The following is a 12452-nucleotide window of genomic DNA, read 5'->3' as shown; positions in this document are numbered from 1 at the left end:
TGATGGCGCGTAAAAATCTGCTCTCCAGCCTGATGGACGACGCCAAGAAGTTTACTGCGGTAAACAATGAGGATGAGCCGACCCATGGCGATGAGAAACAGCACATCACCTATAAAGGGATCGGCGCTCTCGGGGCCGTCACGCGCAGCATTGACGCGCTGGCTGCGAAGGCTGATGCAGCCAGGGCGATCGAAGAGCAATTGGCGAGCGGCGAGACGGTAGTCGATCTCGATCCCGCGCTGATCGAAGATTCCTTCGTGACGGATCGGTTGGTCCATACCGACGAGCAGTTCCGCGAGTTGGTCGAAGCGATCCGCCTGCGCGGGCAGGATTCGCCGATCCTCGTGCGCCCGCATCCCCAGAACGACGGCCGATATCAGATCGCCTTCGGGCATCGCCGCGCCCGCGCTGCTAAAGAGCTCGGCCGGCCCGTCCGCGCGGTGGTCAAGAAGCTCGACGATCGCGACCACGTCATTGCTCAGGGACAGGAGAATTCGGCGCGCGCCGATTTGTCCTTCATCGAGAGGACGATGTTTGCCGACAGGCTCGATGCGCTGGGCTTCGACCGGCAGACGATCATGTCCGCCCTCAGCGCCGACAAGACCACGGTTTCCAAGATGCTGTCCGTCACCAAACGGATTCCAGCCGAAGTCCTGGCTGCGATCGGCGCGGCCAAGACCACTGGCCGCGACCGCTGGCATGATCTTTCGGTGAAATTCGAGACTGAAAACATCGCCGCCAGGGCAATCGAGTTTACCAGGTCGGCGGCGTTCGAGACCGCCGAGCCGGACACCCGCTTCGACATGCTCGTTGCATTCATCAGCAGGAAGCATCGAGCCTTGCCCACCGCCGCGCTTGAACCCGTGGCCCGCGCCTGGCAGCGCCAGGACGGAGCCGTCAAGGCGAAGATCAAGGATGATGGAAGGCAGTTCACCATAGCGCTGAAGGCGGAAAAGGCATCTGCCTTTGGAGCCTACATCGCCAGCAATCTGGATCGCCTCTACGAGGCGTTCGAGAAGACATTGGATTCGACGAAGAACGGAGATCAATAAGCAAAAGAAAAGGCCCCCGAACGTTGCCGTCGCGGAAGCCCTCTCTGATCTAGACACCCAGAGAATCACATTTCCGCGAATCATAGTCAAGAGTCTTTGGCACCGAATTTGGTGAGCTGCGATCTTTTGCCTTGAGGAAGGCGAAGAAAATGGAAAGCGGAAATGTGACGACGCCCTTCGGGCGGCGGCCGATGACGTTTGGCATGTTGGCAAGCCAGACTGCGGCCGGAAAAATCGAGCCCGGTCGATCGATCGACAAGTGGAAAATCTACCGCGCCCTGTGTGAGGCCAAGCCGATGCTCGGCATCACCGACCGGGCACTCGCCATCCTCAACGCCCTGCTGAGCTTTTATCCCAAGGGAGAGCTCTCCGAGGAAAATGGGCTGGTCGTGTTCCCGTCCAATGCCCAGCTCTCCCTGCGCGCGCACGGCATGGCGGAGCAGACGATCCGCCGCCACCTGGCAAGCCTTGTCGAGGCTGGGCTGCTGATCCGCAAGGACAGCCCGAACGGCAAGCGTTATGCCCGCAAGGAACAGGGCGGGGACATCCGCGAGGCATTTGGTTTCTCATTGGCGCCGCTGCTCGCGCGCGCGGACGAGATCGAGCGGCTGGCGGCGGAGGTGGCGGCCGAACGATTGCATCTGCAGCGGCTCAAAGAGCGCTTGACGCTATGTAGGCGCGACGTTGCCAAGCTCATCGAAATGGCGCTGGAAGAGGGGGTCGCCGGCGATTGGGGGGGAATCCATCTGCATTTCCGCAATATCGTCGAGCGACTGCCACGCTCGCCATCCGCTGCCCAGATCGCAGATGCGCTCGACGAATTGGAACTGCTGCGCAACGAAATAACCAATCAGTTGGAAATGCAGGAAGAAACACACAATCGTAGCGGCAATGCCCCACATTATGAGCGGCACATACAGAATTCAAACCCACAATCCATTACTGAATTTGAACCAAGCTTCGAAACGAAGCAGGGCGCAATGGCGGACGATCGACCGGTAGGTCAGGCCGAACCGGCCGCCCCAGTGCAGAAAAGGGAAGACACGAACAGCCATGTCCAGGCCGCCACATATGCCTCCGCTGGCAGCGGCGCGCTCAAATCCTTTCCGCTGGGCCTGGTGCTGCAGGCCTGCCCCGAGATCGCGGCCTACGGACCGGAGGGCTCGATTGGCTCCTGGCGCGATCTGATGGCAGCGGCTGTGGTCGTTCGTTCGATGCTCGGTGTCAGCCCGTCGGCCTACGAAGAGGCCTGTGAGGTCATGGGGCCTGAAAATGCGGCCACCGTCATGGCTTGCGTCCTCGAAAGGGCAGGACACATCAACTCAGCCGGCGGCTACCTGCGCGACTTGACGCGTCGTGCCGAAAGAGGAGAGTTTGCCATTGGCCCGATGTTGATGGCCCTTGCCCGCACCAGTTTGCCGATGAGAAACAAGACAGGATGATTGGTCTTTGCCCGCAAGCTTATGGTCGACGGCTACAAGCGTTGTAGCCGCAAAGTTAGAATGTTGTCCTGTTTTTGCAAAGTTGGAATGTCATACTCCCCGTTTTGCTGACATGGGAGATTGCGGATGGGATTGATTGCGATGAGCGAGCGCGATCTGCAGCGGGTCGAGATTTTGTCGAAGTGATCGCCGGCCGGATAGCGATGGTCGCAGGGGCGCATGTGCTTGATCTGAGCTGGCGCCAGGTGCAGCGGCTGTTGGATCGCATGAGCACCGACGGCGCCGTGTCGATCCGACATAAGGCGATTGGTCGGCGTCGAACAACCGGATCAGGGACGGTGTCGGGATTTTGCGGTGACGCTGGTTCGTGAACGTTATACGGATTTCGGTCCGACGCTCGCGGCCCAGAAGCTTGCCGAGCGCGGCGGATTGCGGGTGTCGCGCGAGAGGCTGCGTCGCTAGATTTCGGAGGCCGGCCTGTGGCTGTAACGCAAGCAGCCGGCTCGATGCGCGATGGAAGGGACGCTCCCTGCCCTACAAAGTGTTCGACAAAGACCAGCGGGTGGCGCATGCGACCATCGTCGAGAACAAGCGGCTCGGCGATGCTCGACGATATCTAGGATATGCCAGGACCAGCTGCCGAAGCCTGGTGTGAAGACCAATAGCGAGAAGACGGCTACGTGCGACTGGCTCACGGAAGGATTTACGAACGATCCAGCGGTGATCGAATGCCATAAGGCTGGGCTGGCAAAGCTTAACGCTACCGAGTGAGGCGTTAATCATCGTCTCAAAGCTAAATCCCAAGCGTGCCCTGATCTGATCTTGCAATCCGGACCAGCCACTCAGATTCCGCCTGGACGGCCTGCCGGGATGGAGGCTACGTGACATTTCCTTTGCAGAGATCCGGACCTTCCAACTTATTCGTGGAGAATCTAACCCCAAGCGAATCTGCGTAATGCACGTTTTGGAACATTCTCGCCAAGCAGCCTGGTGGTTCAGTTTCTATCTGCCTGAAGACGTGCCATATGCTGCCGAATTCTCATCGCTTTGCCTTGCCACTTACGCGCTGGAAAAACGCCCGAATTGATCGCTGATCTAAGCGTTCCTGCCGCTTGGGATCAAACTAACGGATTGTACCGACGTTCGCTCTACGAGCTTGCAAGGCACAACGCGACTGCTCGGACGAGCCTTGTTTCCCGCGACCACGCTATTCAACAATTCCGCCCCTTCCAGACCTAAATCGTAATATGGCAAGGCCGCAGTGGTCAGTTCCGGCTTCAGCGCCAGGGAAACAGTCCGGAAATCGTCAAAGCCGACAATACTGACGTCCTCGGGAATGCGCAGACCCAATGCCATTGCTGCTATGTAGATCTGGATCGTCATTTCGTCGTTGCCGCTCATGATTGCGGTCGGCCGATCCTTTTGTTGCAGCATTTCTGTGGCGACGGCAAAAACGTAATTCTTCTCCGCTCCAACCGGTCCTTCCATGCCCAGACGGACACTCAGGTCGGTCTCAGCAAGGCCAAAGTCTGCAGCGGTTTTCCGGAAGGCATCGAGGCGCAGCTGCGCACCCAGCAAGATGGGATTGAGCCGGATGTAGCCGATCTTTCGATGACCCCGGTCAAGCAGATAGCGGGTAAGATCTTGCGCGCCTTGGTAGTCATCCGGCTCGATCGACGGCAACAGTTCCTGCGTTTGAGGCCTGCAGTTGATCATGACCGTCGGAATTCGCACGTCGCCTGCCTCAGGATCCACGGTGCGACGATACATTGTCACATAAAGAACCCCGTCAATCCGGTGGGACTGGAACATTTTCCAGATTTCAGCCTCTCTCTTGGACGAGGCACCTGTATTGGCCATGAGAATGGTCTTACCATTCGCATTTGCCCAATCCTGTATTCCCCGCACAATGTCGACCGAATAGGGCGTGGTAGACACATAATCTGTGATGATGCCGAAAGTGTTGGAGCGGCTCGACCTTATGAGGCGCGCGGCCATGTTCGGGATGTAGCCGAGATCCCGAATAGCCTTTTCCACACGCTCCCGTGTTTCCTCCGTCACGTAAGGCTCGCCGTTAATGACTCGGGAGACTGTCTTATTCGAAACCCCGGCCGCCTTCGCGACACTGATAATGCTGACCATGTCCCGCCATCTCCTTGTAGGCAACCGTTCTAAACCAGATGGCTGACAACGTCGACATATTTTTATGACAACGTCGACATCGCGTGTTGACAACGTCGTCATACCGAGATTATGTTCCAGGAATGCAAGGGTGCTGACGTCAGCGCCCGGGCGAGCAAGGGAGGAATCAATGAAGAAATTGCTTGGTGCCAGCGCGCTTGCGCTCATCTTCATGGCGGCCGCAGCGAAGGCCGAAACCATCAACATCCTTGTCGAAGGCGGCGGCGAGATGCTGCAGAAGGCCGCGGCCGAGAAATTCACCAAAGAAACCGGCATTGAGGTCAAATTCACCATCGTTCCCTATCAGGGCGTGTTCGACAAGTTCTCTGCCGAGATCGCCTCCGGCTCGTCGGCATTCGATATCGTGGCCATCGACGTCGTCTGGAACGCAAAGTTCGCGAGCCACGTCGAGGATCTTTCTCCCCTCTTCACCGACGCAGTGCGCAAGGATTTGCCGCCGGCTTTGCTTGCCGACGCAAAGGTTGGCGACAAAATGATCGGAATGCCCGCGTGGGCGAATGCCGAGATCGTCTTCTATCGCAAGGACCTCTTCGATAAGCCTGAGGAAAAGGAAGCGTTCCAGGCAAAGTTTGGGTATCCCCTTGCGCCGCCCAAGACCTGGCAGCAATGGCGTGACATGGCGAAATATTTCACGCGCGACACTGACGGCGACGGCAAGGTCGACTTCTGGGGCACCGACACCATCGGCACCTTCTCGGAAGAATGGATGGCGCATGTGCTGCAGGCGGGCTCGCCCGGTGTGATCCTTGACAAGGCTGGCAATGTCATCATCGACAACGAGGCGCACAAGAAGGCCCTCGAGTTCTATATAGCGCCGCACTGCACCGATCATTCGGTTCCTGATAACGTCAACGAAATCGGCTGGGGCGAGGCCCAAAATCTGTTCTATCAGGGCAAGACAGCGATGATGAAATTCTGGGCGCACGCCTACAAGATGACGCCTGAGGATTCCAAGGTCAGCGGCAAAGTCGGCGTCGCTCCGATGTTGGCCGGTGATGCAGGCATCGCCGCTATTCCGGGTCCGTGGTACAATGTCATTCCTTCGGCATCCCAGCATAAGGATGCGGCGAAAAAGTTCATCGCTTTCGCAATCGCCAACAACGGATTGGGCATCGAAGCCAAGCTCGGCCTTGCCGCGACAAACTCGGCCTATAACAGCTACGCCGGCAAGCCCGGCTATGAGCATTTCAAGCCGCTGCTTGAAACGTTGGGCGCGCCGGCAACACAAGGCCGGCCGATGAACGAAAAATATCAGGAAATCGTCGACGAGGCTGTCTTGCCGGCCGTGCAGCAGGCGCTGACATGCAAGGCGGACGTCGGAGACGTGCTGACGGAAGCCAAGGAAACGATCGAGGATATCCTCAACTAGTCCGACTTTTCCTCAACATCGCGGGAGGTTCATTTCACGTCCCGCGCCATCAGCTTTCGGAGACGAACATGTCGGATGAAAACCGATTTGTGCTCTGCATGCTCGCGCCCGCGGTTGCGATCCTCGGCTTGTTGGTCGCCTACCCCGTGGGGCTGCTGATCTTCGATTCCTTCTTCAAGGTCGAAACGATCACGCCTCACATCCGCGAATGGGTTGGGCTGCAGAACTATGTCGATGCCTTGACCTCGAAGCGCGTCGCCGAAAGCGCTCTGCGGACGCTTCGGTATTCGGTCTTCGCACTCTTCTTCGAGTTCACCTTCGGCTTCTGCGCCGCATTGTTGTTCTCGGCCATGGTGGGCCAGTCGCGTTGGCACCGCACGATCTTTGCTCTGCCGCTGATGGTGCCGCCGATCGTCGCCGGCCTACTGTGGCGGTTCCTGCTGGTCGGCAATATCGGCATCCTGAACTACGGGCTGGTTCGCCTGGGGTTGATCAGCGACCCCAACGAGATTGCTTGGCTCTCCAGCGAGGATATCGTCATCTATTCCGTATCCTTCGCCGACATATGGCTGACGACCTCCTTTGTCGCACTCGTGTCCTATGCAGGGTTGACGAACATCCCCAAGGATCTGCTCGAGGCGGCGCGGATCGACGGAGCGAACGCGCTCAAGCGGTTCTGGCATGTCACCCTGCCGCTGATGCGGCCGGTCATTGCCGTCGTGGTCATCGTGCGGGGCGTGGATGCCGCCAAGACGTTCGATCTGATCTGGATCCAGACGCAGGGCGGTCCCCGCCATGCCTCGGAAGTGTTTTCGATGAACATCTATCAGCGCATGGTTCGGTTTGGTGATCTCGGCGAGGCCTCCGCATCCGGTACGCTGTTCCTCCTCGTCATGATGGTTCTGGCCGGCATTGCCTATTGGAAGATCTGGAGGCCGGCCCATGCATAGAGCGTCTCGCCCCAATGTCAGCGGAGTCCTGATCAACGCCGCAGCCTTGGTGCTCGTGCTGTCCTACGCGCTGCCTTACATCTATTTGCTGATGACCTCGATCAAGCCGGCGGCCGATGTCCAGCAGATCCCGCCGAGCTTCTTTCCCGCCGCCATATCGTTCGAGAATTTTCGGGAAGTCTTGCAATCGTCGACACTTCCGAGGGCGTTCGCCAACTCCCTCACGGTGGCGGTACTAACGACCGCGCTTTCGCTGCTGGTGGCGGTGCCGGCCGCCTACGTTGCCACCCAGTATCGTCGCCGGATCACGACACTTTTCCTGCTCTTTGCCCTGGTCACGCGCATGGTGCCGTCGGTCTCGCTGGGCGTGCCGCTATTTCAGCTTTTGAAGTCCATGGGTCTGCTCGACACCATTCCAGGGCTGGTTCTCGCGCATACTTCGGCCGCTGTGCCACTGGCGCTGTTGCTGATGTCCGCATTTTTCGAAGGCGTGCCCAGGGAACTAGAAGAAGCCGCGCGCATGGATGGCTGCACAAGGTTCCAGGCCTTTCGCAAGATCATCCTTCCGATCATGACCGGCGGGATCGCGGTGACCGCGCTCTTTACGTTCATCACCAGCTGGAACGAGTTCCTCTACGCACTGCTGCTGACGTCTGAATCGACCAAGACGGCCCCGATTGTCATTGCCGAATACAATTCCGTCTATGGACTTGCCTGGGGCGCGATGACGGCCGCCGCGGTGCTCTATTCACTGCCCGTCATCATCGTAACGCTCGCACTTCAAAAGCAGATCGTCGGCGGGCTGACGTTCGGCGCTGTGAAGGGATGAGGAGACCAGCATGGCCGGTATAAAACTGCGCAATATCAACAAGATCTACGGAAACAGCTTTCACGCTCTGCATGATCTCAGCTTCGACATCAGGGACGGCGAGTTCATGGTGTTTGTCGGTCCGTCGGGTTGTGGGAAGTCGACAGCGCTCAGAATGATTGCAGGCCTGGAGAACATTTCCAGCGGTGAACTTAAGATCGGTGACCGGGTCGTAAACAATGTCGATCCCAAGGACCGTGACATTGCCATGGTCTTCCAATCCTACGCGCTCTATCCGCATAAGACGGTGCGCGAAAACGTCGCCTTTCCCTTGCTGATGGCCAGACTGCCCAAGGCCGAGATCGACAGCCGGGTGAACGAGGCCGCGCGCGTTCTCGAGCTGACGGCATTGCTCGACCGGAAACCGGCGCTTCTCTCTGGTGGGCAGCGCCAGCGCGTCGCGATGGGGCGGGCGATCGTCCGCAAGCCGGCAGCCTTCCTGATGGATGAACCATTGTCGAACCTCGATGCCAAGCTGCGCGTGCAGATGCGGGCCGAGATCGCCAGCCTGCAAAGAAAACTGAATGTCACCACCATTTATGTGACCCACGACCAGGTCGAGGCGATGACGATGGGTGACCGCGTCGCCGTCATGAAAGGCGGCGTGCTGCAGCAAGTCGACACACCGCAAAACCTCTACAATCGCCCTGACAACGTCTTTGTCGCCGCCTTCATCGGATCACCCTCGATGAACTTGTACGAGGCCGTTTTGAATGGCAGGACGCTGACCCTGGGCAACAACAGTTTCGAAATCCCTGACCGGGTTTTCGAATATCGCCCCTCGCTCAACGCTGCATCCAACCGTCGGGTCATTGTCGGTATCCGGCCCGAGCACATGAACGACGCTGCAATCCGGCCTTCTTCGGCCGAGATCGCGGCCCCGGTCACTCTAGTCGAGGCGCTGGGTTCTGAATCCATGGTGCACCTGAATATCGACGCGCCTTGGGTGGATGCCGGCGACCCGGACGCCATTGCCGACATCGGCAACGATAAAACTGCTGTCGCCCGTTTTTCTCCGAAGAGCACAGTCCGCGCCGGTGACGTTGCGCGCATCGCTATCGATGCGGAAGAACTTCACTTCTTTAGGCCTGACACCCGCACCAGCATCTGGTGATCAAAAACAGAGAGCTGCTTGAACGCATTTTCCCAGGCGTCTTGCGAGCAACCATCAGTCTACTCTCGCTGTGGAGTAAGAAATGTCCGAGGAGACATTAACAATGGCTAGCGAAAACTGCTTCGATGTCACGAAATATCCCGCAGGGAACCCCTATGAGGATATTGGAGCGGTCATCAACAGCATCATTGCCGATATCAAAAGACGGCAACCGGTATCCGATCTGAATGACGGCGGAAAACCCGGAGCGGTTATCTATATACCGCCAGGCGATTACCGGCTTGTCACTCAAGTCGTTATCGACGTGAGCTATCTGAAGATCGTGGGCTCCGGCCATGGTTTTACGTCTTCGAGCATTCGTTTCAACGTACCCGCAAACGAGCTGAGACTCTGGCATGAAGTGTGGCCGGGCGGAAGTCGGGTCCTCGTCGACACATCTCCAGTGGCCGCCGACGGTGAGGCCGCAGGAGCCGCGTTTTATGTTAAGCGCACCGGAAATCCTCGCATAAGTTCGGTGGAGTTTGCCGACTTCTGCATCGACGGCCTGCACTTCATTGACGATGGTTCGGGGCGAGATGACGCAGAAAATACATACAAGAACGGCAAAACCGGAATCTATGTAGGCAGCGCCAATGACTCATTCCGAATAACCGGGATGGGTCTTATCTATCTGGAGCATGGAGTTACTGTTCATCATGCAGATGCGCTCGCGATAGATAACAATTTCATTGCCGAGTGCGGCAACTGTATCGAATTGAAAGGTATGGGGCAGGCGTCAAGAATAGCGAATAATTTCGTTGGAGCCGGCTACAGGGGCCATTCCATCTTCGCCGAAAACTATGGGGGTATTCTGATATCCTCAAACAATGTATTCCCCAGGGGAGCCAGCAGCATCTATTTTTCCGGCGTCGTCCGTTCCTCGGTCACAGGAAATAGATTCCACTCCTTTTATCCCGGAATGTTGGTTCTTGCCGATAACTGCTGCGAGAATTTGGTCTCCTCCAATCACCTTTTGCGAGATCGCGAACCATGGGCGCCCATGCAGAAGTACGACAACGGGCTGGATGATCTGTTCGGACTTCTACGAATCGACGGGAGCAACAACTCGGTCATCGCAAACCACATCTCGGAAACGATTGATACTCAGTATATCAAGCCGATCGCCGCAAAGCCTGTGATTATCAACCTGGCCTCCGGGAGCGGAAATTACATCGCCAATAATCACATCGTGGCCACGACCGAAAAGTCGCAAAGCAGCGATGCACCCGAAAGTGCCTGCTTTTCAACACAAGTGGGCGCCTTGCTTTCAACGAGCAATTTAGAGACGCTCGAAGTCACGGCAGTGAAGGTCCAAGAGGGCTCCGTACGGAACACAGTGCTCGATTCAGGCAGTGACGAACAGGTTCAGTTGGATAGGACAATGAACGCGTTTCGGGCCACTCCAGCCATAGGATAGCCATAGCGGCTCCCGTGCTCAGATCGTCGGCCTCGGACCTTGAGCGCAACCGTTCCTGATCCTTGATCGGACACCAAGCGAAAAGAGAAAACTGAAATGCCACCTCAGTCACTGGCCGCGGTCGCGGCCAGATAGCGACCGTGCGCGGGGGCGGTGACCATTCACTTTGTGGAGGAACAGCATGCGAAGGCAGAAAATGCGATTGGCGCTTGGGACGCGCGTTGAATGCTGGGCGACATCGAAGGAACCGAGCTCAGACGAATTCCAATTTCGCATTCTGCAGGGGGACCAGCTCTTGTGGGGGGTGAAACGCTTCTCGGAGTTTTCGGAATTTTACAGCTACCATCATCGTGAAGCGGGTGAGGTGGAGTTCGAATGGGATGAAGGCAGAACAGACTTCACCTGGGCCTATGCTTACAATCCACGGACAGTCTCAAAGACCGGAATCACTGTTTTGGAATTCGGTGAACACTTGGTGGAGCGCACCGGACCCGAAATCGACGGCTGGTGTACAGCCGACCCGCAACGGCCACGCCTGCACTTCTCGCCAGTCAAAAACTGGATGAATGATCCCAACGGGTTGTGCAAGGTTGGCGATGTCTGGCATCTGTTTTACCAGTTCCATCCGGGCAGCACGGATTGGGGCCCGATGCATTGGGGGCATGCGACCAGCCACGACCTATGTGCGTGGCTTCACATGCCGGTCTTCTTGCGACCGGAACAGAATCTCGCCCGCCTCGGTGCGACCGGTGGTGCGTTCTCGGGGAGCGCGTTTAAGGATCGGGACGGAAAGATAAAGTTCTATTATACGGAGCGCCTGCCCGCCTACGATCTCTTCGCAGATTACCGCGAAGTCCAGAAGATCGCCGAACCAGGCCGCAACCTCATCAACGCCGAGCGGATCGCGACCGTGCTGGAGATCCGTCCGGAAGGCGTGAAGCATGATTTCCGAGATCCTAAAGTCTGGTGGGACGACGCAGCCAATGCCTATCGGATGATCCTGGGTGCATCGATATATGGCGATCCGGCGGTGCTGCTTTATGGCTCCGAGGATGGACTGGAATGGCAGTATCTGGGGCCACTTTACCGCGCGCCCGTCAATTTCCGCGAAGAAGGCGCCCGCGCCGTGGAATGTCCCGACTTCTTTCGGCTGGAGGACAAGTGGGTTTTTGTGATGGGCTTTGTGGGCCATATCGAACCAACGACACGGCGCCACAATCTCCTCTACGCCCTGATCGGCGAGTTTATCGACGATCGCTTCGTGCCTGATACGCCCGAGCTGCAACTGCTGGATTTCGGCACTGACTATTACGCGATGCAGAGTTTTGAAGCCGAAGGGCGGCAAATTGCCTTTGCATGGCTTTTCAACTGGGAATACCGCAAGCCAGAGGGTTCAGCCTATTCCGGCGAAATGTCCTTGCCCCGTGTTCTAACTCTCAGTGAAGACAAGAAGAAGATATGCATGCTGCCGGCGCACGAGGTCGACGAGCGCTATGTCGCCATCCCTCTCGCCCCGAACCAGAGCGGCGGTTACGCACTGCCCGGCGGTCCGATCGAGATCCGGCTTTCCGGATCGCTGCAGGGCAGCAAACTTGTCGCGACGGCGGGCGGCGAACTTGCTTTCGAGGTGGGCGTCGCCGACGGCATCCTTTCGATCCGGCTCGCCCAGGATGATGGCGCGATTCAATACGTGGCGGAGCTTGGCAGCGGGAGGGATCTTCGTCTGTTTCATGACCGCGGAATCGTCGAGATATTCGCCGATGGCGGAGCGGTTTGTGGAACCCGCCGCGGCTACGTAAATATAGAACCCGATCGACTGGAAATCTCATCCTCTGCATTAGCGCAGGTATTTGAAAGGCATTCGGAATGATTCTTTGCTGTGGCGAAGCAATGATCGATATGCTTTCCACGTCAGCGAAAGCCGGAGGACGGGCTTCGTTCCTCATGCCGCCAGGTCCGTCTTCGGCAGATGCGGGAGCATTTCCTCTTGAAAGCTTGC

The 12452-nt window shown here is 57.6% G+C and carries 9 protein-coding genes and 1 pseudogene; 9 read left to right on the top strand and 1 reads right to left on the bottom strand.

Features of this window, described 5'->3' with window-relative positions; genetic code table 11:
* The first annotated feature begins 2 nt into the window (after positions 1–2).
* The 3 genes and pseudogenes from repB to EFR00_RS33425 form a co-directional block, all read left to right on the top strand.
* On the top strand, positions 3–1052 hold the full coding sequence (repB, locus tag EFR00_RS01670) for a plasmid partitioning protein RepB (RefSeq protein ID WP_040143039.1): 1050 nt from the start codon (positions 3–5) through the stop codon (positions 1050–1052).
* 149 nt (positions 1053–1201) lie between these two features.
* A complete protein-coding gene (gene repC, locus EFR00_RS01665; RefSeq protein ID WP_040112988.1) occupies positions 1202–2494 on the top strand; it encodes a plasmid replication protein RepC in 1293 nt (430 codons plus the stop codon).
* A gap of 126 nt (positions 2495–2620) precedes the next feature.
* A pseudogene (locus EFR00_RS33425) lies at positions 2621–2953 on the top strand (helix-turn-helix domain-containing protein); the annotation flags it as partial.
* Positions 2954–3589: 636 nt separating this feature from the next.
* On the opposite strand, the gene EFR00_RS01655 reads toward EFR00_RS33425, so the two are convergent.
* The gene (locus tag EFR00_RS01655) at positions 3590–4636 is read right to left on the bottom strand and encodes a LacI family DNA-binding transcriptional regulator (protein WP_040143041.1); all 1047 of its coding nucleotides are present in this window, start codon (positions 4634–4636) and stop codon (positions 3590–3592) included.
* A gap of 169 nt (positions 4637–4805) precedes the next feature.
* On the opposite strand from EFR00_RS01655, the gene EFR00_RS01650 reads away from it, so the two are divergent.
* The 6 genes from EFR00_RS01650 (at position 4806) to EFR00_RS01625 (ending at position 12323) form a co-directional block, all read left to right on the top strand.
* Positions 4806–6065, top strand: coding sequence for an ABC transporter substrate-binding protein (locus EFR00_RS01650; protein ID WP_009990454.1), 1260 nt, complete (start codon positions 4806–4808; stop codon positions 6063–6065).
* Positions 6066–6133: 68 nt separating this feature from the next.
* Complete coding sequence (locus tag EFR00_RS01645) at positions 6134–7015, top strand: carbohydrate ABC transporter permease (RefSeq protein ID WP_040112989.1); 882 nt, start codon at positions 6134–6136, stop codon at positions 7013–7015.
* The gene (locus EFR00_RS01640; protein WP_010053991.1) at positions 7008–7844 is read left to right on the top strand and encodes a carbohydrate ABC transporter permease; all 837 of its coding nucleotides are present in this window, start codon (positions 7008–7010) and stop codon (positions 7842–7844) included. Before EFR00_RS01645 ends, EFR00_RS01640 begins: the two co-directional genes overlap by 8 nt.
* Before the next feature lie 10 nt (positions 7845–7854).
* A complete protein-coding gene (locus EFR00_RS01635; RefSeq protein WP_077994229.1) occupies positions 7855–8997 on the top strand; it encodes an ABC transporter ATP-binding protein in 1143 nt (380 codons plus the stop codon).
* A 103-nt stretch (positions 8998–9100) separates the two neighbouring features.
* Positions 9101–10453 carry a NosD domain-containing protein gene (locus EFR00_RS01630; RefSeq protein WP_010058559.1) on the top strand — a complete coding sequence of 451 codons (1353 nt, stop codon included), beginning with the start codon at positions 9101–9103 and terminating at the stop codon, positions 10451–10453.
* Positions 10454–10634: 181 nt separating this feature from the next.
* Complete coding sequence (locus tag EFR00_RS01625; protein WP_077994230.1) at positions 10635–12323, top strand: glycoside hydrolase family protein; 1689 nt, start codon at positions 10635–10637, stop codon at positions 12321–12323.
* Positions 12324–12452 lie beyond the last annotated feature (129 nt).

It is taken from the genome of Rhizobium sophoriradicis, assembly GCF_003939025.1.
GTDB lineage: Bacteria > Pseudomonadota > Alphaproteobacteria > Rhizobiales > Rhizobiaceae > Rhizobium > Rhizobium sophoriradicis.
This window is presented reverse-complemented; position numbering and strand designations above follow the sequence as displayed.